Origin of the sequence: Pararhodobacter aggregans (assembly GCF_003075525.1) — a bacterium.
GTDB lineage: Bacteria > Pseudomonadota > Alphaproteobacteria > Rhodobacterales > Rhodobacteraceae > Pararhodobacter > Pararhodobacter aggregans.
The window spans coordinates 467495-488477 of the sequence record NZ_QDDR01000002.1 but is presented as its reverse complement, the minus strand read 5'-3'; the positions used below and the strand labels follow the sequence as shown (position 1 = coordinate 488477).

Here is a 20983-nt window from a genome sequence, read left to right as displayed (position 1 = left end):
AGGGTGAGGCATGCATGCAACGCATCACGGCTATGATGCACATGCAGCGAGGAAATTGTTGAACGCATGTAGCGATTCGATTATCTGGGTTCGTGAGATACAGGAGTTCCTTCTGTATCTTTACCTCCCTGTTGGACTTGGGCCGAGCTTTGCTCGGCCTTCTTTTTTGGGTCGGCGGCGGTCTGCACCGCTGCCAGCCGCGTCCTGAGGAAAGCCCGTTCCGCCGCATTCCCTGACCGGGCGATGGCCTCGCCATAGGCTTCGGCCGCAGCGGCGCCCTGCCCCGCCCGGAGCCTGAGCTCGGCCAGGGCGGCGTGGAACGGCTGATAGCTATGCAAATCCACGCGCAGCGCCTCGACCAGGGCCAGGGCCGCCGCCGTCTCGCCCGTTTCGGCCAGCGCCACCGCCCGGTTGAGGCGCACGACCGGCGTCGGCTCGAATCGCAGGAGGCTGTCGTAGAGCAGAAAGATCTGGCGGCGGTCGATCTCGGGCGCGGCATGAAGCGCGGCGATGGCGGCCTTGATCTGGAACGGCCCCGGCGCGCAGAGCGCCATGGCCCGGTCGACCAGCGCCTCGCCCTCGGCGATCCCGGCCCGGTCCCAGAGCCGCCGGTCCTGCCGGTCCAGCGCCACCAGCGCACCGTCCGGCCCCAGCCGCGCCGCGCGCCGCGCATCGGTCATCAGCATCAGCGCCAGAAGGCCCAGAACCTCGGGCTCGTCCGGGCGGAGCTGGTCGAGCATGCGGGCGAGATAGATCGCCTCGGCCGAGAGGTCGACGCGCAGGGGCGCCGCGCCCGCCGTGACGGCATAGCCCTCGTTGAAGATGAGATAGAGCACCGCCAGCACCGAGCCGAGCCGCGCCGCCCAATCCCCCGGCCCCGGCACGGCAAAGGGGATCCCGGCCTCGCGGATCTTGGCCTTGGCGCGGCTCAGGCGCTGGCCCATGGCGGGCTCCGTATCGAGGAAGGCGCGGGCGATCTCGGCCGTGGTCAGGCCGCCCAGGGTGCGCAGGGTCAGCGCGACGCGGGTCTTGGCCTCCAGCGCCGGATGGCTGCAGGTAAAGATGAGGCGCAGGCGTTCGTCGGGGATCTCGGGCGCCGGTTCCTCGCGGGCGGCGGCGTCGGCTTCGGCTAGCAGCCGCAGATCGGGGGCGCGCGCCGCCAGACGCGCGGCGCGGCGCCAGCGGTCGATCACCTTGCGCCGGGCGGCGGTCAGCAGCCAGGCACCGGGGCGGTCGGGCACGCCCGCCCTGCCCCAATGCACCAGCGCCGATTCCATTGCCTCGCTCAGCGCCTCTTCCGCCAGGTCGAGGTCGCGCAGCTCGGCCATCAGCGCCGCCAGGATGCGGCCCCTCTCGTGGCGGTGGATCGCCTCAAGGATCGGGGCCGCGCCCATCTCAGCCACCGGGCAGCAAGGGGGCGGTGTCCATGATCGGCCGGATCTCGACCGTGCCATAAAGCGCGGCGGGGATTTCGGCCGCATAGCGCATCGCGGTTTCCAGATCGGGCACGTCGATCAGGTAGAAACCGCCCAGCTGCTCCTTGGTTTCGGCGAAGGGGCCGTCCATCGTCTCAACCCTGCCGCCCCGCTTGCGCAGCGAGGTTGCGCTGCCCGTATCCTCGAGCGCCTCGCCGGACCAGTCGATGCCGTCGCGCTCGAGCAGGGCGTTGAAGCCGTCATACTCCTGCATCATCCGGTCGAACTCGGGCGAGCCGGGCTGCGGTTCGGGCAGATCGCCGCCGTAGAGAAGAAGAAGATATTTCATCGGGTTATTCCTTCCGTTCCGTCAGGCGTTGAAGATCATGAGTGGCCGGACTTCAACCGCGCCGATGCGCGCGCCGGGGATCTGCGCCGCCCAATGCAGCGCCTGATCGAGATCGGCGCAATCGAGGAGATAATAGCCGCCCAGCTGTTCCTTTGTCTCGGCGAAGGGGCCGTCCATCGTCTGGGCCTCGCCGCCGCGCATCCGCACCACCGTCGCCGTCGCGGGCGCCTGCAAGGCATCGCCCCCGGCCAGCACCCCGGCCGCCCCGGCCCGGCGGTTGAAGTCAATATAGGCCTCGTTCATCGAGCCGCCCGATTGCGGAGCCTCGGCGGGATCGTAATAGATGAGGGCGATATACTTCATGGTCGTCTCCTGAACCGATGTGAGTGTCGCCGCCCCGGGCCGAACCGGCAAGCCCCGGCCCCGCCCGCAAGCAGCTGACACCGGAACGACGCCCGGGCGGCGCCGATTTCGACATTCCCCGCCGACCTGGCGCAGAATTTTTTCGCACCGCCCGCACGCGGCCTTTCCTCCGGCCCCCCGGCGTTCTAAAGACGCCGCAACCGCGAAAGCCCCGGGGGATAGGATGCAGGAACCTGAGATCACCGCCGACCTGATCGCCGCGCATGGTCTGAAGCCGGACGAATACCAGCGCATCCTGGAGATCATCGGCCGCGAGCCGACGTTTACCGAGCTGGGGATCTTCTCGGCGATGTGGAACGAGCATTGCTCGTACAAATCCTCGAAGCGCTGGCTGCGGACCCTGCCGACCAAGGGGCCGCAGGTCATCTGCGGGCCGGGCGAGAACGCGGGCGTGGTCGATATCGGCGACGGTCAGGCGCTGATCTTCAAGATGGAGAGCCACAACCACCCGTCCTATATCGAGCCCCATCAGGGCGCGGCGACGGGCGTGGGCGGCATCCTGCGCGACGTGTTCACCATGGGCGCGCGGCCCATCGCGGCGATGAACGCACTGTCGTTCGGCCTGCCGTCGCATCCCAAGACCGCCCATATCGTCAAGGGCGTGGTCGAGGGGATCGGCAGCTACGGCAATTGCTTCGGCGTGCCGAACGTGGGCGGCGAGGTCCGTTTCCATGCTTCCTATAACGGCAACTGCCTCGTGAACGCCTTCGCGGCGGGCCTCGCGGATGCCGACAAGATCTTCTATTCGGCCGCCTCGGGCGTCGGGATGCCGGTGGTGTATCTGGGCGCCAAGACCGGCCGCGATGGCGTCGGCGGCGCGACCATGGCGTCCGCCGAATTCGACGACACCATCGAGGAAAAGCGCCCCACCGTTCAGGTCGGCGACCCCTTCACCGAGAAGCGCCTCTTGGAGGCCTGTCTGGAACTGATGCAGACCGGCGCCGTCATCTCGATCCAGGACATGGGCGCCGCGGGTCTGACCTGCTCGGCGGTCGAGATGGGCGACAAGGGTGGCCTCGGGATCAAGCTGATCCTCGACCAGGTGCCGCAGCGGGAAACCGCGATGACGGCCTATGAGATGATGCTCTCGGAAAGCCAGGAGCGCATGCTCATGGTGCTGCACCCCGAGAAAGAGGCCGAGGCCCGCGCCGTCTTCGTCAAATGGGACCTCGATTTCGCCATCGTCGGCGAGACGATCCCGGAAGACCGCTTCCTGATCGTCCACGGCAACGAGGTGAAAGCCGACCTGCCGCTGTCGAAACTGTCGTCCGAGGCGCCGGAATATGACCGGCCCTGGGTGCCGACGCCCGAAGCCGAGGCCATGGCGCCGGTCGCCCAGATCGACCCGATCGACGGGCTGAAGGCGCTGATTTCCAGCCCCAACTACGCCCACAAGGGCTGGGTCTGGGAGCAATACGACCATATGGTCATGGGCGATACGGTCCGCGTGCCGGGTCTGGGCGCGGGCGTGGTCCGCGTGCATGGCACCGGCAAGGCCGTCGCCTTCACCTCGGACGTGACGCCGCGCTACGTCAAGGCGAACCCGGTCGAGGGCGGCAAGCAGGCGGTGGCGGAAGCCTATCGCAACCTGACCGCCGTGGGCGCGAGGCCCCTCGCCACCACCGACAACCTGAATTTCGGCAACCCTGAAAAGCCCGAGATCATGGGCCAGTTCGTCGGCGCCATCCAAGGCATCGGCGAGGCTTGTGCGGCGCTCGACATGCCGATCGTCTCGGGCAACGTGTCGCTTTACAACGAGACCGACGGCAAGGGCATCCTGCCGACGCCGACCATCGGCGCGGTGGGCCTGCTGGACAGCCTCGACGATCTGATCGCGGGCCAGCCCTCGGCCGGGGATTTCGCGCTGGTGATCGGCACGACCGCCGGCCATCTGGGCCAATCGGCGATCCTGGCCGAGGTCTTCAACCGCGAGGACGGCGACGCGCCCGCGGTCGATCTGGCCGCCGAACGGGCCAATGGCGAGTTCCTGCGGGCGAACCGCACCCTCATCAAGGCGGCGACCGACCTCTCGGACGGCGGGCTCGCGCTCGCCGCCTTCGAGATGGCCGAGGGCGCGGGGCTGGGCGTGACGCTGGAAACCGCCGAAACCGGGCTCCTCTTCGGCGAGGATCAGGCGCGCTATCTGGTGGCCTGCGGCTTCGATCAGGCCGAGGCGCTGATGGTCGCGGCCCGCGCGGCAGGGGTGACGGTCGCGACGGTCGGCAAGTTCGGCGGCGAAAGCGTGAGCTTCGGCGGTGCCTCGGCGCCGCTGGCGGAGCTGTCGGCGCTTTATCGCGGCGCCTTCGCGGCGGCGATCGGGTAAAGGCGGGGGGCAAGGTCCGGCCGCGCCACGGGCGCGGCGTTCGCGGCGAGAGGCGCGCCACTGGCGCGTTTCCGAGACGCCGCTCACCCCCGCACCCCCTGCCCAAAGGGGGGCACGCCCCCCTTTGGAAACCCCCTGCGTATTTCCGGCAGAATGAAGGGGCGGGGTTGCGCACCGGCCCCGGGCTTGGCACATCGGGGCCATGCATCCCCTGCCCGCCCTCAAAGCCGATTGTGCCGCCTGCGCCGCGCTCTGCTGCATGGCGCTGCCCTTCGACAAGGGCGAGGCCTTTGCCCTGGACAAGCCGGCGCTGCACCCCTGCCCCCACCTGTCGGGTCATGGCTGCACCATCCATGACCGGCTGCAGCCTTCGGGCTTCCGGGGCTGTGTGCTCTACGATTGCCTCGGCGCCGGACAGCGCGTGGTGCAGGAGGTTTTCGCCGGTGCCGACTGGCAGCAGGACGCGACGCTGCGCGCACCGATGGCCGAGGCGCTGGGGATCCTCAGGCGCATCCATGCCGGGCTGGAGCTGCTGGGCGCGGCCGAATCGCTGGCCCTGCCCGAGGCGCTGGCGGCGGAACGGCAGGCGCTGATCGCGCTTCATCACCCCGAGGCTCCCTGGTCGCCTGAAAGCCTGCGCGGCTTTGCCGTCTCGGGCGCCGAGACGCGGCTCAGGGCCTTCCTTGCCGCGCTCAGACCGCATGTCGCAGCGCCCTGACCCTTGCGCCGGGGGGGCGCGGGTTTTACATCTTGGGCAACGCAAGGAGACCCGCATGGCCATTTCGGCAACCGAACTCGAAACCCTGCTGCGCGAGTCCTTCCCGGCCGCGAAGATCACCATCACCGACCTCGCCGGGGACGGAAACCATTACGCGGCCGAGGTGATCGACCCGAGCTTCAAGGGCAAGAACCGGGTGCAGCAGCAGCGCGATGTTTACGCGGCGCTGAAAGGCAAGATGGATGGCGCCCAGGGCGAGCTGCACGCGCTGGCCCTGACCACGAAGGCCCCCGAATGAAGGGCCTGCTGGCTGCGCTGGGCGCCCTGATCGGCGCCGTTGTCGCCCCGGGTCCGGCGCCGGTGCCGATCCCCGTGCGCGCAAGCGGGCTTGACCCGCGGCGCCCGCCGCACCAGATCCCCCGCAACCGCGACTCCCATTGACCCATTCCCGGCCCGCCCAGGGCGCGAGACAAGGACCCAGACCCATGAGCGACGTGAAGACCTCCATCGACCAGCTGGTCAAAGCCAATGACGTGGTGCTGTTCATGAAGGGCACCAAGACCATGCCGCAATGTGGCTTCTCCAGCCGCGTTGCCGGGGTCCTGAACTTCATGGGCGTCGAGTATCAGGACGTGAACGTGCTGGCCGATGCCGATATCCGGCAGGGCATCAAGGAATATTCGGACTGGCCGACCATCCCGCAGCTCTATGTGAAGGGTGAATTCGTCGGCGGCTGCGACATCGTGACCGAGATGACGCTCTCGGGCGAGCTGGACCAGCTGTTCGCCGCCAAGGGCGTGGGTTTCGACAAGGACGCCGCCGACAAGATCCGCGAAGCCAACGCCTGAGGGCTTTGTCGCCGCAAGATCGGGGGCCGGTGCCGGGTGCACCGGCCCTTTTGCATGGGGGCGCCCTCCGTTTGGCCAAGCCTCAGGCTTTTTCTGCGCCGAACCGCGACTTTCTTGCCCTGCCGGATGAACCCTTTGCCGCCTCGCGCGACCTATGGGCAAGAAAGCAACGGGTTTCCTTCATGTCGGTCGTCCTTGTCACCCAGATCCTCGCCCTCGCGCTCGGCGCGCTGCTGGCCCTCGCGCTGCTGCGCCGCCTGCGCGATACCCAGGCCCGCCGCGCCGCCGCCTTCGAGGATTTCGCCGAAGGACGCGGGCTGACACTCTACCGGATCCCGGGCACCGAGGCACTCTATCGCCTGACCGACGCGGCCGGCACCCTGATGACGGTCGAGGCCGCGCCCCGCACCACCCGCAACGGCACGAAGATGCCCGGCACCGTCAGCCTGACCCTGCCCGCGCCCCGCCTGTCGCGCGGCTTCGTGGCGCTGGTCGTCCCCGGTGCCGACCGGCCGGGGACGCGGCTGGATCAGGCGCTGCGCGGGGTGGCGAGAGGCAGCGAGACGCCCGAGATCCGGCATCTGGACGATGCGCTGGCCTTCCTGTCCGAGGTTCCCGCGGGCGAAAGCCCCGATCTGTCGGCCCTGCTTGAGACCCTGCGTGACCCCGCCCTGAGGCCCGATCCCGGAGGCCGGGCGATGCTCGCCCTCAACGCGGAAGGATTGCACCTGCGGCTGGGCCGGACGATAAAGGACCCGGGCGCGCTGGCGCCGATCCTCGACACCCTGCGCAGGCTGCAGCACCGGCTCGACGCCGGACCGCGGCGGCAGGCGGCCTGATCCCCTCAACGCCAGGACGGATGCTCCCATGACCTCAGAGATTGTCGCACTCCTTGCCGTCGTGGTGCTGGTCGGCGGCATGCTGGCGCTGATCGTCGTCAGCCATCGCACCGAAAAGCGGCGCCGGGCCGAGTATGTCGCGCTGGCCGAACGGCGGGGCTGGGAGCATGTCTTCGAGCGCTCGCGCGGCAACCGCCCGGCCGAGCTGCATTTTCTTGATCCCGCCAGCGGCATCGAGCTGGTCGTGACGCGCAAGCTGACCCGCAAGTCGGGCTCGGGATCGACCACCAAGGGCGGCTCGACCGTCGCCTCGCTGCGCGAGCCGCGGCTGCAGGGCGGGCTGGCGGTCTATACCCCGCCCCTCGACCCCAAGCTGGCGCAGGCGGCCAGCAGCATGCTGGGGGTCTTCGACAATTCCGTCGCGCGCTTCTTCATCGGCCGGTTGCTGGGCGAGGAAGTCGGCGATCATCTGGGGCAGCTGGTCGAGCAACCCGTGCCGCAGGGCCTGCCGCTGTCGATCCTGGCGACGGTCGATCCCGCGCCCTTCATCGAGGCCGCGCCGATTGCCCGGGCGCTCAATGCCAGCGGCGACGAAAAGGCCATGGTGATGGTGAGCACCCAGGGCACGCGGCTGCGGCTGGGGCGTCCCCTGAACGAGGCCGCGGATATCGAGCGCCTGTTCGATACGGCCCAGGCGCTGGCGGCCGATCTTGGCGCCGCGGCGCGCCCCTGACCCCTCAGCGGCTTTCGAACTGATCGGCCAGGGTTTCCGCCCGCTCGGCCAGCGCGTTCATCCGTTCCAGCGTACCGGGCGGCAGACCCGCCACCCCGGCGGCGGGCGTGGCGCGCAGGCGGTCGATCTCGGCCTGCATCTCGCCCAACTGCTGCTCCAGCTGGCGCACGCGATCCTCGGCGCCCGCGGTCTTGTCGGCCAGCATCAGCCCCGCCATCAGCAGCATGCGCGATTCCGGCAGGCGGCCGATCTGCCCGATGAGCGCGGTGGCCTCGACATCCAGCATGGCGGCGGCGGCGCGCAGGTATTGCTCCTCGCCCGGCTGATAGGCCACGTCGAAGGACTTGCCGCCAATGGTGATCGTCTCGTTGGGCATAAGCCCCTCCCTGTCAGCGCGACTCGGCCGCGATCAGCGGCTTCAACTCGGCGAGGATTTCTTCCATCTCGGCCATCTCGGCCCGGCGTTCGGCCTGAAGCGCCTCCAGCTCGGCCGAGATCGACTTGTTGATGAGCGTGGCGTCGGGGAAACCCTCGATCTGCGCCTCGCGCAGCGCGCCGTTCGACTCGATCAGCTTGGAATTGGCCTTTTTCAGCCGCAGCATCTCCAGCGATTGCAGGTCGAGCTGTTCGGTCAGCCGGGCCAGACGGCGTTCCAGCTGGCCGATCGTCGTCTCCTGCCGCTGCTTGACCTGATGCACCCGCTCCGAGAGCTGGGCATTGGCGGCGCGCTCTTTCTCCAGCGCGTCGCGCAGGCTGGCGATGGTGGCGGCCTGTTCGGGATCGGGCGCATGATCGCGCTGCCCGCCCAGCCCGAAGAGCGGAGCCTTGGCCGCGGCCCGTGCCGGTCCCTTGTCCAACTGCCGCGCAATCCGTTCGAGAGCCGACGACAGCCGGCGTTCGACGGGGGCCAGATCGCTCATTCGCTTCTCCTCGATAGTGCCCGGGATCGGGGACGCGAATCACGCGCCCGGCCGCCGCGGGTCGTTTTGTCCCCAGAATAGGGGGAAAATCCCGCCATTCCAACCGATCCCCGCCGCAGCCCCCGGCCAGCGCGCTTGATCTCGGTCCCAAGCCTGCTATGAGGCGCGCTAACACCCCGTCGAAAGGACCGCTGCCTTGGATTACGCCTCGCTTCGTACCCAGCACCCCGACCATTGGCGCCTGGCCACCGCCATCCGCGTTCTCGCCATGGATGCGGTCGCCGCCGCCAAGTCCGGGCATTCCGGCATGCCGATGGGGATGGCCGATGTCGCGACCGTGCTGTTCAAGAACCATCTGAAATTCGACGCCTCGGCCCCCGATTGGGCCGACCGCGACCGCTTCATCCTGTCGGCGGGCCATGGCTCGATGCTGATCTACGCGCTGCTGCACCTGACCGGCTACGCGGACATGACGCTGGCGCAGATCAAGAACTTCCGCCAATGGGGCGCCATCACCGCCGGTCACCCGGAATACGGTCATGCCAAGGGCGTCGAGACGACGACCGGCCCGCTGGGTCAGGGCATCGCCAATTCCATCGGCTTCGCCATGGCCGAGGAGCATCTGCGCGCCCGCTGGGGTGCCAAGATCCAGAACCATTACACCTATGTCATCGCCGGCGACGGCTGCCTGATGGAGGGCGTGAGCCAGGAGGCCATCGGCCTTGCCGGGCGGCACAAGCTGTCGAAGCTGATTGTCCTGTGGGACGACAACGGCATCACCATCGACGGCAAGGTGTCGCTGTCGGACGTGACCGACCAGAAGGCGCGGTTTGCGGCTTCGGGCTGGGATGTGTTCGAATGTGACGGGCATGATCCCGTGGCCATCGACCGCGCCATCACCGCCGCCAAGGCCTCGGCCCGCCCGGCTTTGGTCGCCTGCAAGACGCATATCGCCGTGGGTTCCTCCGCGCAGGACACCTCGAAGGGTCACGGCGCGCTGACCGACGCCAAGCTCATCGCCGACACCCGCGCCGTCTATGGCTGGGAGCATGGCGCCTTCGAGATCCCGGCCGACATCAAGGCCGAATGGGAAGCCATCGGCAGCCGTGGCGCCACTGAGCGCGCCGAATGGGAAGCCCGCATCGCCGCGCTGGCCCCGGCCAAGCGCGCCGAATTCGAGCGGATCTTTGCCCGTGGCCTGCCCAAGCGCCTGGGCGCCGCGATCCGCGCCGTCAAGAAAGCCGCCATCGAGGCGCCGAAGGCCATGGCCTCGCGCTCGGCCTCCGAGATCGTGCTGAAGGCGGTCAACCCGATCGTCACCGACACGATGGGCGGCTCGGCCGACCTCACCGGCTCGAACAACACCAAGACCGAGGATCTGGGCGTCTTCGACGTGGACAGCCGCAAGGGCCGCTACGTCTATTGGGGCATCCGCGAGCATGGCATGGCCGCGGCGATGAACGGCATGGCGCTGCATGGCGGCGTGCGGCCCTATTCGGGCACCTTCATGGCCTTCACCGATTACGCCCGCCCCTCGATGCGCCTGTCGGCGCTGATGGGGATCCCGGTGGTCTATGTCATGACCCATGATTCCATCGGTCTGGGCGAGGATGGCCCGACCCACCAGCCGGTCGAGCATCTGGCGATCAGCCGCGCCACGCCCAACACGCTGGTGTTCCGCCCGGCCGATCTGGTGGAAACCGCCGAGGCCTGGGAAGTGGCGCTGGAACAGACCGCCACGCCCTCGGTCATCTCGCTCTCGCGCCAGAACCTCGCCCCGGCCCGCAGCCAGAACACGGCGAAGAACCTGGTGGCCCAGGGCGGCTATGTCCTGGCCGAGGCCGAGGGCAAGCGCCAGGCGATCCTGATCGCCACCGGGTCCGAGGTCGAGATCGCGCTGAAGGCCCGCGACCTGCTGCAAGCCGACGGGATCGGCACGCGCGTGGTGTCGATGCCCTGCATGGAGCTGTTTGCCCAGCAGGACGAGGCCTATCGCAAGCGCGTCCTGCCCGCGGGTCCGGTGCGCGTCGGCATCGAGGCGGCGGTGCGCGCCGGCGGCTGGGACCGCTGGCTGCTGGGCGAGCGGGCGCGGAAATCCGATTTCGTCGGCATGACCTCGTTCGGCGCCTCGGCTCCGGCCGAACGGCTCTATCAGGAATTCGGCATCACCGCCGAGGCGACCGTGGCCAAGGTCAAGGCGCTGCTCTGAGGAAGACGTGTCGCCCGGCCTTGCGGCCGGGCGTTCCCCCGCGGGCCCGGCCCGCCCCGGACAAGGAGAGTTATGCGCAGAGGTTGAAAGTCGAGCCGCCCGGCGGTTCCATCCACGGCATCCCCCACCGGGAGCGCCGTCTTTTTCCTTTTCTCTGTGGATGACTCATGACGACCCCATCCTTTCATATCCGGGCCCATGACCCGGCTTCCGATCCCACCTGCCTCTCGGCCCTGTGGTATGCCGCCTCGCTGCGGGCGCATGCCTTTCTCGGGCAGGAGAAGCTTCTCGAACACAAGGCGCTGATCGAGACACGCTATCTGCCGATGGCCGAAACCTGGGTGGCCGAGGCGCCCGACGGCACGCCGCTGGGCTTCATCAGCCTGCTGGAGGGCTACATCGGCGGGCTTTTCGTCGCACCCGGGGCGCAGGGCCGGGGCATCGGCCGGGCCCTGCTGGATCTGGCCCGCAGGCGGCGCAGCGCGCTGGAACTCGAGGTCTATGTCGAGAACGAGCACGCGCTGCGCGTCTATCTCGCCTATGGCTTCCGGGAAATCTCGCGCCGCGAGGTCGATGACGAGGGGCTGCCCCACGCCAATCTCCACCTGCGGCTCGAAGCCTGACCCGCTTGTGGCGTAGGATGGGCAATATTGCCCATCCTACCGGATCCTCACACCCAGGCGCCCTTGCGCATCACCGGCACCCGCTCGCCGGATTGGCTCAGCCCGTCGATGTCGATCCTGTCCGAGCCGATCATCCAGTCGATATGGATGGCGCTGCTGTTGCCGCCGCGGCGCGCAACCTCGTCATTGTCCATCGTCTCGCCGCCCTGGAAGCAGGTCGAATAGCATTGCCCCAGCGCGATATGGCTCGCGGCATTCTCGTCAAACAGCGTGTTGTAGAACAGCATCCCCGATTGCGAGATGGGCGAGGCATGGGGCACCAGCGCCACCTCGCCCAGCCGCCGCGCGCCCTCGTCGGTGTCGAGCACCTTCTGCAACACGCCCTCGCCCTTCGAGGCATGGGCCTCGACGATCCTTCCGTCCTCGAACCGCACGCGGATCTCCTCGATCAGCGTGCCTTGATGCGACAGCGGCTTGGTGGCCGAGACATGGCCCGAGACCCGCAGCTTGTGCGGCGTGGTGAAGACCTCCTCGGTCGGGATGTTGGGATTGCAGAGGATCCCGCTCAGCGTCTCGGTCGCGCCCGCCACCCATTTATGGCCATCCGCCAGCCCCACCGACAGATCGGTCCCCGGCCCGGTGAAATGCAGGGAGGCGAAGTTCTGCCCGTCGAGCCAGGCGGCGCGGCGGCCGAGTTCTTCGTTATGCGCCTCCCACCTTGCCACGGCATCGTCGTCGTCAACCCGCGAGGCGGCGAAGATCGCCTCGGCCAGCTTGCGCTGCGCGTCGTGTTCGGACAGGTCCGGCGAGACCAGCCGCGCCCAGGCGGCATCCGGCCAGGCGACGATGGTCCAGTTGGTGGCGAACCGGGTGATCCGGTCGCGGGCGCCGGAATAGGCCATCGACATGGCGCGATTGGCCCGGCCCACCTTGTCGGGGTCCTCACCCGACAGCAGCATCGGATCGCCCCCGGCGATCGCCAGCCGCGCCGCGCCCTTGTCATAGGCCGCGGCCATCCCGTCATAGAGCCAGCCTGCCGCCGCGTCGAAAGACTCGTCGCGCGCATGGCGATAGCGGGCCAGCGTCACCGCATCGTCCGACAGGATCGGCGTGACCAGCCCGGCGCCCGCCTTGTAGGCGTGTTCGGCGATCCGCCGCACCAGCGGCAGGGCCGAGACCGGCGCCGTCATCACCAGATCCTGCCCCGGTTGCAGGTTCAGCCCCACCTTGACGGCGACCTGCGCCAGCCGGTCCAGTTTGACGGGATCTATCGGGTCTTGCATCGCGTTTCCTTCGGATACGGGGCGTTGCCCCCTTGCGCCCGGAAGGATAAACCCCCTCTGCCTGCCGTCAACGCCCCCAAGACTTCAACGCTCCCGGAGGAACCCTTGACCCGGATCATCGCCTCGCTCGCCGAGATTTCCGCCCCCTATGACGTGCTCTATTGCGACCTCTGGGGGTGCCTGCATAACGGCAAGGCCCTGTTCCCGCAGGCGGTTTCCGCGTTGCAGGCGTTCCGCAGGAAGGGCGGCGCCGTGGTCCTTCTGACCAACGCGCCGCGCACCAGGCATGCGGTGAAGCGCAGGCTCGACCAGATGGGCCTGCCGGAAGACGCCTATGACGCGATCGCCGCCTCGGGCGATGCGACGCAGGTGGCGATGCTGCAGGGCGCGGCGGGGCGCAAGCTCTGGCACCTCGGGCCGGGCAAGGACGAGGATCTGTTCAGCCTGATCCCCGACTGGCTGCAGGACCAGCCGCCCATCGAGCGCGTCAGTCTGGACGAGGCCGAGGGCATCATCTGCACCGGCCCTTTCGACGAGTTCAACGAAACCCCCGAGGATTACCGCGGCCGGTTCCTGTCGGCCAAGGTGCGGGGGCTGAAGATGCTCTGCGCCAACCCCGATCTGGTGGTGGATTTCGGCGAGACCCGAATTTACTGCGCGGGCGCGCTGGCCGAGCTTTACGCCGAAATGGGCGGCGAGGTCCTGCAGTTCGGCAAGCCCTATCCGCCGGTCTACGACACCGCCCGCAGCGCGCTGGCCGACAAGGGCATCAGCGTCGACAATGACGCGGTGCTGGCCATCGGCGACGGATTCCGCACCGACATCAGGGGCGCCCAGGCCGAGGGGATCGACGCGCTCTTCATCACCGGCGGGCTGGAAGCGGCGCGGTTCGGCGCCGATTCCGAGGCGCCGGATGCAGCGCTCCTCGACGCCTGGCTCGCGGAAATCGGGCTTTCGCCCCGCTACAGCATGGGCCGGTTGCGCTGAGCCCTTGCTGTGACCCGGCCCGGCATTACCTCGTGACCCAATCACCCGCCACAGAAACGGAACGCCCATGACCCTGACCCTCGCCATCATCACCGGCTCCACCCGTCCCGGCCGCAAGGGCCCCGCCGTCGCCCAATGGGTGGCCGAGGTCGCCCGCGGCCAGTCCGGCCTCAAGGTGACCGCGATCGACCTCGCCGATATGGAGCTGCCGCTTCTGGACGAGCCCAAGCACCCGGCGATGAAGGATTACCAGCACGAGCACACCAAACGCTGGAGCAAGGCCATCGAGGCCGCCGACGCCTTCGTCTTTGTCACCCCGGAATACGATTTCTTCGCCCCGGCCGCGCTGGTCAACGCCATCCAGTGCCTGAGCCAGGAATGGAAATACAAGGCGGCGGGCGTCGTCTCCTATGGCGGGATCTCGGGCGGGCTGCGCTCGTCGCAGGTGCTGCGGGGCCTTCTGGGCAACATGGGCGTGATGGCCGTGCCGCAATCGGTGCCGCTGCCGATGTTCGCCAACCACATCGACGACAAGGGCGTCTTCACCGGCAACGAGAAGATGGTCGAAGGCCTGACCCTGATGCTGGACGAGACCGCCAAATGGGCCAAGGCCCTGAAGACGATCCGCGCCTAAGGGCCTGACGGGGCGGGCTGGCGGCCCAGCATCAGCCCCCCCAGCGCGGTCAGCACGCAGAAGGCCAGCATCGGCACCAGCGCCCAGACCCAGTTGCCGCCGCCGATGGCGACGGCAGCCGCGACCAGCGGCGCGCCGATGAACTGCCCCAGCGCCGAGCCCTGCATCAGCATGCCGTTGCCGGCGCTGACATGGCGGATCGAGGGCGCGAAGCGCGGCACGCTGGTAAACAGCGCCGGCGGCACCAGCCCGCCCCAGAAGGAAAACACCAGACACAGCGCCAGCCTGACACCGACCGGCGGGCCGGGCAGGAAGATCCCCAGCGTGCACAGCGCCATGATGCCCGTGCCGGTCAGGATCATCGGCCCCGGCCGGAAGCCCCGCCGCACCAGCGCGCCGCCGAACAGGCAGCCCGGCACGTTGATGAGCACCACCAGCGCCGTCATCAACGCGGCGAAGGCGAGGTCAGCGCCGACACTCTCGGTCAGGAAGGTCGGCAGCCAGGCCATCAGCGTCACCCATTGGAAGGCATAGGCGAAAAAGACCAGCGCCACCCATTGCAGCCCCCGCACGCCCATCGCCTCGCGCGCCAGCGTCAGGAACGGTGTCTGCGAGGGCGGCGGCAGCTCCAGCCGCCGCATCTGCCGCAGCACGGCCCAGGCCACCAGCGGCACCAGCGCGGCGATGATCCACCACAGGCCCCGCCAGCCGACCGACTGCAGCGCCACCGGCGCCAGCAGCATCGTCGCCGCCATGCCGGTCGGGTGGTAGATGCTCCAGATCCCCAGCACCATGCCCTGATCGCGCGGCGCCGAGGCCGCAACCATCGCATAGGGCAAGGCCACGGTGATGGCGACGAAGCCGACACCCTCGACCAGGCGGCTGGCCATCAGGACGGCGATATCGGGCGCCAGCGCGCCAAGCGCCGAGCCCGCCATGATCGAGGCAAAGCCGAAGCCCACCATCCGCGCCCGGCCGATCCGCTCGGCCAGACCGCCGACCAGCACGGCGATGCTCATCCCCAGCACGTTGAAGACCGAAAGGACGAAGCCACCGGCGACCAGACCGAAGCCCAGCTCCTCGCGGATCAGCGGCAGGGCGGGCGGCAGCTTGCCGACCTGGGCCGAAGCCATGGCACCGGCCAGCGTGATCAGGGCCACGGCGGCCCAGGCGGTTCGTTCTCGGCGCTGCATGGAAATCTCCTCGGCGCCTTGGCTAGCCGCTCGGCGCGGGGATTTCCACACGTGTTGCGTGTTGTCGCGGAAATTACCCCGGGGCCGGGCAAATGGACAAGCAATTAAGTTGCGACTTTTTGGCAATGATTGAACATTAATTACCCAAGCATCTTGCCGCACCGCGCCGGACGGGCTATGTTGCATTGCAGCGAAACCATGAGTCTCCCATGGGAAATCAGCCCGGAAAAAGCGCCATGCTCGACATCCGCCCGAACGACAACCTGCCCCGCGGCACGATCTGCATCGAGGATCTCGAGGTCGGTCTCATGCGCCATCTGCGCAAGGAAATCACCGACCGCGACATCGAGCTGTTCGCCGAGGTCTCGACCGACCGCAACCCGGTGCATCTGGACGACGAATATGCCCGCGACACGATCTTCGAGGGGCGCATCGCCCACGGGATGCTGACCGCGGGCCTGATCTCGGCGGTGATCGGCGAGCAGCTGCCGGGTCATGGCACGATCTATCTGGGCCAGAGCCTCAAGTTCCTGGCCCCGGTGCGTCCGGGCGATGTGGTCACGGCCGAGGTCTCGGTGCGCGAGATCGATTACGCCAAGCGCCGCGTCACCCTTGATTGTCGGTGCCTTGTGGGCAATACCACCGTCCTGAAGGGCGAAGCGCTGGTTCTGGCGCCCAGCCGCAAGTTCGACTGACGTGTCGCGCCCGGCGCGACCGGGCCGCGGGGCAGAATGCAGATCATCACCACCTGGACCGACATCGACCCGGCGCTGAAGGGCGCCTCGGTGGCGATGGGCAATTTCGACGGCGTCCATCGCGGCCATCAGGCGGTGATCGACGCGGCGCGCCGCCCGGACGTGCCGCTGGGCGTCATCACCTTCGAGCCGCATCCCCGGCAGGTCTTTGCCCCCGACGCGCCCCCGTTCCGGCTGATGAACGCCGAGGCGCGGCAGAACCGGCTGGCGAAGCTGGGCGTCTCGCGGCTTTACGAACTGCCTTTCACCCGCGATCTGGCCGGGCTCACGCCCGAGGATTTCACGCGCGAGGTTCTGGTCGAGGGGCTGGGCATCACCCATGTCGTGGTCGGCGCCGATTTCCAGTTCGGCAAGGGCCGCGCCGGAACCGCCGCGGTGCTGCAGGAACTGGGCCGCCGCTTCGGCTTTGACGTGACGAACCAGCCGCTGGTCGGCGGCGAGGACGGCGCGATCTCGTCGACCGCGATCCGCACCGCGCTGGCCGAGGGCCGGGTGCAGGACGCGGCCGACATGCTGGGCCATTACCACCGCATCGACGGCGAGGTCCTGCACGGCGAAAAGCGCGGCCGGGCGCTGGGCTATCCCACGGCGAACATGGCGGTCGAGGGGCTGCACCTGCCCCGCCTCGGCGTCTATGCCGTCAAGGTCGAGGTTCTGGGCGGCCCGCATCGGGGCTTCTATGACGGGGTGGCCAGCCTTGGCGTCAGGCCGATGTTCGGCGAGAACAAGCCGAATTTCGAGGTGCATCTCTTTGATTTCGCAGGCGACCTTTACGGGCAACACCTGTCGGTCGCTTTGGTCGAATATCTGCGGCCCGAGGCCAAATTCGACGGGCTGCAGGCGCTGATCGAGCAGATGGACGCCGACAGCGAGCGGGCGCGGGCGATCCTCGCCCGGGGTTGACAGCGCGGGCGTCAGGCAGAACACTTGCGGAACATCCGCGAGGAAACACCATGCCCGACGCCCTGATCCTCCGCCCGCTGACCCCCGAATACCGGGACGATTTCCTGACTGTCATGGGGCCGAGCGGCGCCTGCTACGGCTGTTGGTGCACCTATTTCCGCCTGCCGCCCAAGACCCGCGCGGCAATGAGCGGGGATCAGAAGCGCGACCTCATGCTGGGCAAGATCGCCGAGGGGCCGCCCCCCGGGCTGCTGCTCTATCTCGACGGCGAGCCGCAGGGCTGGATGCAGATCGGCCCGCGCGCCGAGGTGCCGCAGTGGAACAATCCCCGCCGCTCTTCGACCCCTCTGCCCGATGCGCCCGCCGACGACCCCGCCGTCTGGGCCATCACCTGCTTCTTCCTGCGCCCGAAGGCGCGCGGCCGGGGCCTCAGTCAGGTGATGGTCGAGGCCGGGATCGACCACGCCCGGGCACAGGGCGCAAGGGTGCTGGAGGCAAGCCCGATGGATCAGGCCAAGCAGTCGAAATCCGTCGGCCTCTTCGTCGGCTCGACCGCGGTCTTCGAAAGGGCCGGCTTCGCGACCGTCGCCCGCCAGAAACCCAACCGGCCGCTCATGCGCTTCACGCTCTGACCCCTTTCCTTTCGCGCGTGAAACGCTAGGGTCGCGCCATGGCCAAGACCCCCACTCTCAGGCCGCGTTTCTGGGAACGCGTGCCGCTGAACAAGATGACCCCCGCCGAATGGGAAGCGCTCTGCGACGGCTGCGGCAAATGCTGCCTCAACAAGCTGGAGGATGCGGATACCGGCGAGGTCTGGTTCACCCGCATCGCCTGCCGCCTCTTCGACGACGCGACCTGCCAATGCGCGAACTACGCGGTCCGCAAGAGCATCGTGCCCGAATGCGTGGTGCTGACGCCGGACACGCTGGCCGACATTTCCTACTGGATGCCGAAATCCTGCGCTTACCGGCGGCTGAACGAGGGGCGCGGGCTGGCCGACTGGCACCCGCTCGTCTCGGGCAGTGCGGCGACGGTGCATGAGGGCGGCCATTCGGTGCAGGGCCAGACCCTCGGCGAGTTCGAGATCCCCGAGGAAGACTGGGAAGACTACATCATCGACGAGGAAATCTGATGTTTTTCGCCTCTGACAACACCTCCGGCATCCCTGCCCCGGTCCTCGCCGCGCTGACGCAGGCCAGTGAGGGCTATGCGCTGGGTTATGGCGCCGACACGCTGATGGACAGCGTCCGGGCCAAGATCCGCCGGATCTTCGAGGCGCCCGAGGCCGCGGTCTATCTGGTCGCCACCGGCACCGCCGCCAATTCGCTGGCCATCGCCACCTATGTGCAGCCCTGGAGCCAGATCTATTGCCACCGCCACGCCCATATCGAGGAGGACGAGTGCAACGCGCCCGAATTCTTCGCGGGCGGCGCCAAGCTCACGCTGCTGGAAGGCGCCGACGCCAAGATCGACGCCGAGGCCTTCGCGCAGGTGCTGGCGGCGATGCACAGCGGCGTGCACCACCCGCAGCCGGGCCTTCTGTCGCTGACCAACCTCACCGAACGCGGCGCACGCTACACGGTGGCCGAGATTGCCCGGCTGGCGGGCATGGCCAAGGCCAAGGGTCTGGCCGTGCATCTCGACGGCGCGCGCTTCACCAATGCGCTGGTGGCCGAGGGCTGCACCCCCGCCGAGATGACCTGGAAGGCTGGCGTCGATGTCGTGTCCTTCGGCGGCACCAAGAACGGCCTGATGGGGGTCGAGGCGGTGATCTTCTTCGATCCGGCGAAGGCCTGGGAATTCGAACTCAGGCGCAAGCGCGGCGGGCATCTTTTCTCCAAGCACCGCTATCTCAGCGCGCAGATGGACGCCTATCTGACGGATGACCTGTGGCTCGATCTGGCCGGCAAGGCCAATGCCGCGGCCGAGCGTCTGCAAGCGGGGCTGATCGCGGCGGGCGTGCGGCTGGTGCATCCGCGGGGCGGCAACATCCTGTTTGCGGAATTCCCGCTGGCGGCGCATCAGGCGCTCAGGGCCGCGGGTGCGGTCTATTACGACTGGCCCGCGCCGCCCCCCGACGGCGCCGGTCCCGCGCATCCGCAGCAATGCAGGCTCGTGACCTCGTGGTCGACGAGTGCGGCGCAGATCGACCAGTTCCTGTCGCTGCTGAAAGCCGCGCTCTAACGGGCCATGTAGGAAAGGGCAAAGACCGCCGCCAGCGCCACGATCTGCACGGCGATGATGCCGTTGAGCTGCTGGCGGAAGGGTTCCTTGCGGATCTTGTGGCGCAGCGCCATCTGCGCCACTTTCGCGCCGATCGAGCCGCCGAGGAAGGCCAGCGCCAGCAGCCGGTCCTCGGAGATCCGGCGCCGCCCCTCGATCGCCGCCGCCTTGTCACGGGCGAAGGCGAGATAGGCCGCGGCGTTCAGGACGAACAGATAGAGAATGGCCAGTGCCAGAAACACCACATGCCCCGGTGGTTGACTCGTGGCGCCCTCTTAGGTTCTGGCGCGGGGCAATGCAATGCCGGTCCGGGCGGTGTTTGACACCAAGCCGAGGCCGCGGCGTTAACGCAAACAGGGGCGGGAAACCCCCGGTTTGCGCTAACGCCTTGCGAAATATCGCTTTTCGCCCTTTCTCTGCCATCTTCGAACCGGTATACCCTGCGCATGCTTCGGCCCGGCCGGCGGCGCCCTCCCCTTCGCCCCGACGCCCATCCGACCCCTGACGGAGACACACCATGACCATCACCATCGGTATCAACGGTTTCGGGCGCATTGGCCGCTGCACGCTGGCCCATATCGCGGAAAGCGCCCGCAACGATGTCGAGGTCGTCGCCATCAATGCGACCGGCCCGATCGAGACCAACGCGCACCTCTTGAAATACGATTCGGTCCATGGCCGCTTCCCCGGCACCGTCCGGGTCGAAGGCAACCAGCTGGACCTGGGCCGCGGCCCGATCCGCGTCATGTCGACCTACAACCCCGAGGAACTGGACTGGCAGGGCGTGGACGTGGTGCTGGAATGCACCGGCAAGTTCAACGACCGCAACAAGGCCGCCGTGCATCTGGGCCGGGGCGCCAAGCGCGTGCTGGTCTCGGCGCCCGCCAAGAACGCCGACAAGACCATCGTCTATGGCGTGAACCACCGCGCGCTGACCGCCGAGCATCTGGTCGTCTCGAACGGGTCGTGCACCACCAACTGCCTGGCGCCGCTGGCCAAGGTCCTGAACGACGCCATCGGCATCGAATCGGGCATCATGACCACGATCCACAGCTACACCGGCGACCAGCCGACGCTGGACCGCCGCCACAAGGACCTCTACCGCGCCCGCGCCGCCGCCATGGCGATGATCCCCACCTCGACCGGGGCCGCCAAGGCGCTGGGCGAAGTGCTGCCGGAACTGGCCGGGCGCCTCGACGGCACCGCGATCCGCGTCCCCACGCCGAACGTCTCGGCCGTGGACCTGACCTTCGTCGCCGGCAAGGACGTGACCGTGGCCGACGTGAACGAGATCATGCGCGAGGCCGCCGCCGGTGCCATGGGCCATGTGCTGGCCTATGACCCCGAGCCCAAGGTCTCCATCGACTTCAACCACACCACGCATTCCTCGATCTTCGCCCCCGACCAGACCAAGGTCGTCGGCAAGCGCACGGTGCGGGTGCTGGCCTGGTATGACAACGAATGGGGCTTCTCGTGCCGCATGGCCGATGTGGCCGGCGCCATGGGCCGCCTGATCTGATCTGCCAGACATTCGGGTTCGTTCCGAGTGCCAGGGCCCGTCTTCGGACGGGCCCTTTTTCGTCTCCACCCCGGGGTTGAGGCGAC

At 68.3% G+C, this 20983-nt stretch carries 25 protein-coding genes; 17 read left to right on the top strand and 8 right to left on the bottom strand.

The features are described 5' to 3' along the window. Positions 1–80 precede the first annotated feature (80 nt). Genes DDE23_RS06460 through DDE23_RS06450 form a run of 3 tightly spaced genes read right to left on the bottom strand, consistent with a single transcriptional unit; the run spans position 81 to position 2127 of the window. Positions 81–1394, bottom strand: a complete 1314-nt coding sequence (locus DDE23_RS06460) for an RNA polymerase sigma factor (protein WP_107750419.1) — start codon at positions 1392–1394, stop codon at positions 81–83. Between the two features lies 1 nt (position 1395). Further along, positions 1396–1764 carry a YciI family protein gene (locus DDE23_RS06455; RefSeq protein WP_107750420.1) on the bottom strand — a complete coding sequence of 123 codons (369 nt, stop codon included), beginning with the start codon at positions 1762–1764 and terminating at the stop codon, positions 1396–1398. A gap of 21 nt (positions 1765–1785) precedes the next feature. Further along, entirely contained in the window at positions 1786–2127 is a 342-nt protein-coding gene (locus DDE23_RS06450) for a YciI family protein (RefSeq protein WP_107750421.1), read from the bottom strand. Positions 2128–2350: 223 nt separating this feature from the next. Between DDE23_RS06450 and purL the strand changes: the two genes are divergently transcribed. The 7 genes from purL (at position 2351) to DDE23_RS06420 (ending at position 7648) form a co-directional block, all read left to right on the top strand. After that, positions 2351–4510 carry a phosphoribosylformylglycinamidine synthase subunit PurL gene (gene purL / locus DDE23_RS06445; RefSeq protein WP_107750422.1) on the top strand — a complete coding sequence of 720 codons (2160 nt, stop codon included), beginning with the start codon at positions 2351–2353 and terminating at the stop codon, positions 4508–4510. A 202-nt stretch (positions 4511–4712) separates the two neighbouring features. Continuing rightward, entirely contained in the window at positions 4713–5228 is a 516-nt protein-coding gene (locus DDE23_RS06440) for a hypothetical protein (protein WP_107750423.1), read from the top strand. A 55-nt stretch (positions 5229–5283) separates the two neighbouring features. After that, the gene (locus tag DDE23_RS06435) at positions 5284–5526 is read left to right on the top strand and encodes a BolA/IbaG family iron-sulfur metabolism protein (RefSeq protein WP_107750424.1); all 243 of its coding nucleotides are present in this window, start codon (positions 5284–5286) and stop codon (positions 5524–5526) included. Further along, the gene (locus DDE23_RS25020; RefSeq protein WP_157957982.1) at positions 5523–5669 is read left to right on the top strand and encodes a hypothetical protein; all 147 of its coding nucleotides are present in this window, start codon (positions 5523–5525) and stop codon (positions 5667–5669) included. Before DDE23_RS06435 ends, DDE23_RS25020 begins: the two co-directional genes overlap by 4 nt. Before the next feature lie 44 nt (positions 5670–5713). Then, positions 5714–6076, top strand: coding sequence for a Grx4 family monothiol glutaredoxin (grxD, locus tag DDE23_RS06430; protein WP_107750425.1), 363 nt, complete (start codon positions 5714–5716; stop codon positions 6074–6076). 182 nt (positions 6077–6258) lie between these two features. After that, on the top strand, positions 6259–6915 hold the full coding sequence (locus tag DDE23_RS06425) for a hypothetical protein (RefSeq protein ID WP_107750426.1): 657 nt from the start codon (positions 6259–6261) through the stop codon (positions 6913–6915). A 28-nt stretch (positions 6916–6943) separates the two neighbouring features. Next, the gene (locus DDE23_RS06420; RefSeq protein ID WP_107750427.1) at positions 6944–7648 is read left to right on the top strand and encodes a hypothetical protein; all 705 of its coding nucleotides are present in this window, start codon (positions 6944–6946) and stop codon (positions 7646–7648) included. A 4-nt stretch (positions 7649–7652) separates the two neighbouring features. Here the strand turns inward: DDE23_RS06420 and DDE23_RS06415 are convergent, their stop codons facing one another. Both DDE23_RS06415 and DDE23_RS06410 read right to left on the bottom strand, forming a co-directional pair. After that, on the bottom strand, positions 7653–8024 hold the full coding sequence (locus DDE23_RS06415) for a cell division protein ZapA (protein ID WP_107750428.1): 372 nt from the start codon (positions 8022–8024) through the stop codon (positions 7653–7655). A 13-nt stretch (positions 8025–8037) separates the two neighbouring features. Then, on the bottom strand, positions 8038–8568 hold the full coding sequence (locus DDE23_RS06410) for a hypothetical protein (protein ID WP_107750429.1): 531 nt from the start codon (positions 8566–8568) through the stop codon (positions 8038–8040). Between the two features lie 196 nt (positions 8569–8764). Between DDE23_RS06410 and tkt the strand changes: the two genes are divergently transcribed. Both tkt and DDE23_RS06400 read left to right on the top strand, forming a co-directional pair. Beyond that, positions 8765–10777, top strand: a complete 2013-nt coding sequence (gene tkt / locus DDE23_RS06405; protein WP_107750430.1) for a transketolase — start codon at positions 8765–8767, stop codon at positions 10775–10777. Between the two features lie 167 nt (positions 10778–10944). Further along, positions 10945–11400, top strand: a complete 456-nt coding sequence (locus DDE23_RS06400; protein ID WP_107750431.1) for a GNAT family N-acetyltransferase — start codon at positions 10945–10947, stop codon at positions 11398–11400. Positions 11401–11447: 47 nt separating this feature from the next. Here the strand turns inward: DDE23_RS06400 and DDE23_RS06395 are convergent, their stop codons facing one another. After that, positions 11448–12683: an aminopeptidase gene (locus DDE23_RS06395; protein WP_107750432.1), complete on the bottom strand. Its 1236-nt coding sequence runs from the start codon at positions 12681–12683 to the stop codon at positions 11448–11450. Positions 12684–12788: 105 nt separating this feature from the next. On the opposite strand from DDE23_RS06395, the gene DDE23_RS06390 reads away from it, so the two are divergent. Continuing rightward, entirely contained in the window at positions 12789–13670 is an 882-nt protein-coding gene (locus DDE23_RS06390) for a TIGR01459 family HAD-type hydrolase (protein WP_107750433.1), read from the top strand. Between the two features lie 67 nt (positions 13671–13737). Then, on the top strand, positions 13738–14304 hold the full coding sequence (locus DDE23_RS06385) for an NADPH-dependent FMN reductase (protein WP_107750434.1): 567 nt from the start codon (positions 13738–13740) through the stop codon (positions 14302–14304). Here the strand turns inward: DDE23_RS06385 and DDE23_RS06380 are convergent. Beyond that, complete coding sequence (locus DDE23_RS06380) at positions 14301–15497, bottom strand: MFS transporter (RefSeq protein ID WP_157957981.1); 1197 nt, start codon at positions 15495–15497, stop codon at positions 14301–14303. The genes DDE23_RS06385 and DDE23_RS06380 overlap by 4 nt on opposite strands. Before the next feature lie 236 nt (positions 15498–15733). Here DDE23_RS06380 and DDE23_RS06375 point away from each other — a divergent pair, with 236 nt between their 5' ends. From DDE23_RS06375 to DDE23_RS06355, 5 genes are read left to right on the top strand one after another with little or no spacing between them, the layout of a single operon-like run. Next, entirely contained in the window at positions 15734–16192 is a 459-nt protein-coding gene (locus DDE23_RS06375; RefSeq protein WP_107750436.1) for a MaoC family dehydratase, read from the top strand. A gap of 36 nt (positions 16193–16228) precedes the next feature. Further along, complete coding sequence (locus DDE23_RS06370) at positions 16229–17155, top strand: bifunctional riboflavin kinase/FAD synthetase (protein WP_107750437.1); 927 nt, start codon at positions 16229–16231, stop codon at positions 17153–17155. Positions 17156–17205: 50 nt separating this feature from the next. Next, positions 17206–17787 carry a GNAT family N-acetyltransferase gene (locus DDE23_RS06365; RefSeq protein WP_107750438.1) on the top strand — a complete coding sequence of 194 codons (582 nt, stop codon included), beginning with the start codon at positions 17206–17208 and terminating at the stop codon, positions 17785–17787. A 38-nt stretch (positions 17788–17825) separates the two neighbouring features. Next, entirely contained in the window at positions 17826–18287 is a 462-nt protein-coding gene (locus DDE23_RS06360) for a YcgN family cysteine cluster protein (protein ID WP_107750439.1), read from the top strand. Next, positions 18287–19339, top strand: a complete 1053-nt coding sequence (locus DDE23_RS06355) for a threonine aldolase family protein (protein ID WP_107750440.1) — start codon at positions 18287–18289, stop codon at positions 19337–19339. The genes DDE23_RS06360 and DDE23_RS06355 overlap by 1 nt, the downstream gene beginning before the upstream one ends. On the opposite strand, the gene DDE23_RS06350 is transcribed toward DDE23_RS06355, so the two are convergent. Then, entirely contained in the window at positions 19336–19620 is a 285-nt protein-coding gene (locus DDE23_RS06350) for a DUF1294 domain-containing protein (RefSeq protein WP_238149914.1), read from the bottom strand. The genes DDE23_RS06355 and DDE23_RS06350 overlap by 4 nt on opposite strands. 275 nt (positions 19621–19895) lie before the next feature. Here DDE23_RS06350 and gap point away from each other — a divergent pair, with 275 nt between their 5' ends. Continuing rightward, complete coding sequence (gap, locus tag DDE23_RS06345; protein WP_107750442.1) at positions 19896–20897, top strand: type I glyceraldehyde-3-phosphate dehydrogenase; 1002 nt, start codon at positions 19896–19898, stop codon at positions 20895–20897. Positions 20898–20983: the final 86 nt, after the last annotated feature.

Bases quoted from the DNA above. Each gene is read 5' to 3' on its own strand.
- DDE23_RS06460 (WP_107750419.1), bottom strand. From the start codon at position 1,394: ATGGGCGCGGCCCCGATCCTTGAGGCGATCCACCGCCACGAGAGGGGC.
- DDE23_RS06455 (WP_107750420.1), bottom strand. From the start codon at position 1,764: ATGAAATATCTTCTTCTTCTCTACGGCGGCGATCTGCCCGAACCGCAG.
- DDE23_RS06450 (WP_107750421.1), bottom strand. From the start codon at position 2,127: ATGAAGTATATCGCCCTCATCTATTACGATCCCGCCGAGGCTCCGCAA.
- purL (WP_107750422.1), top strand. From the start codon at position 2,351: ATGCAGGAACCTGAGATCACCGCCGACCTGATCGCCGCGCATGGTCTG.
- DDE23_RS06440 (WP_107750423.1), top strand. From the start codon at position 4,713: ATGCATCCCCTGCCCGCCCTCAAAGCCGATTGTGCCGCCTGCGCCGCG.
- DDE23_RS06435 (WP_107750424.1), top strand. From the start codon at position 5,284: ATGGCCATTTCGGCAACCGAACTCGAAACCCTGCTGCGCGAGTCCTTC.
- DDE23_RS25020 (WP_157957982.1), top strand. From the start codon at position 5,523: ATGAAGGGCCTGCTGGCTGCGCTGGGCGCCCTGATCGGCGCCGTTGTC.
- grxD (WP_107750425.1), top strand. From the start codon at position 5,714: ATGAGCGACGTGAAGACCTCCATCGACCAGCTGGTCAAAGCCAATGAC.
- DDE23_RS06425 (WP_107750426.1), top strand. From the start codon at position 6,259: ATGTCGGTCGTCCTTGTCACCCAGATCCTCGCCCTCGCGCTCGGCGCG.
- DDE23_RS06420 (WP_107750427.1), top strand. From the start codon at position 6,944: ATGACCTCAGAGATTGTCGCACTCCTTGCCGTCGTGGTGCTGGTCGGC.
- DDE23_RS06415 (WP_107750428.1), bottom strand. From the start codon at position 8,024: ATGCCCAACGAGACGATCACCATTGGCGGCAAGTCCTTCGACGTGGCC.
- DDE23_RS06410 (WP_107750429.1), bottom strand. From the start codon at position 8,568: ATGAGCGATCTGGCCCCCGTCGAACGCCGGCTGTCGTCGGCTCTCGAA.
- DDE23_RS06400 (WP_107750431.1), top strand. From the start codon at position 10,945: ATGACGACCCCATCCTTTCATATCCGGGCCCATGACCCGGCTTCCGAT.
- DDE23_RS06395 (WP_107750432.1), bottom strand. From the start codon at position 12,683: ATGCAAGACCCGATAGATCCCGTCAAACTGGACCGGCTGGCGCAGGTC.
- DDE23_RS06385 (WP_107750434.1), top strand. From the start codon at position 13,738: ATGACCCTGACCCTCGCCATCATCACCGGCTCCACCCGTCCCGGCCGC.
- DDE23_RS06380 (WP_157957981.1), bottom strand. From the start codon at position 15,497: ATGCAGCGCCGAGAACGAACCGCCTGGGCCGCCGTGGCCCTGATCACG.
- DDE23_RS06375 (WP_107750436.1), top strand. From the start codon at position 15,734: ATGCTCGACATCCGCCCGAACGACAACCTGCCCCGCGGCACGATCTGC.
- DDE23_RS06370 (WP_107750437.1), top strand. From the start codon at position 16,229: ATGCAGATCATCACCACCTGGACCGACATCGACCCGGCGCTGAAGGGC.
- DDE23_RS06365 (WP_107750438.1), top strand. From the start codon at position 17,206: ATGCCCGACGCCCTGATCCTCCGCCCGCTGACCCCCGAATACCGGGAC.
- DDE23_RS06360 (WP_107750439.1), top strand. From the start codon at position 17,826: ATGGCCAAGACCCCCACTCTCAGGCCGCGTTTCTGGGAACGCGTGCCG.
- DDE23_RS06355 (WP_107750440.1), top strand. From the start codon at position 18,287: ATGTTTTTCGCCTCTGACAACACCTCCGGCATCCCTGCCCCGGTCCTC.
- gap (WP_107750442.1), top strand. From the start codon at position 19,896: ATGACCATCACCATCGGTATCAACGGTTTCGGGCGCATTGGCCGCTGC.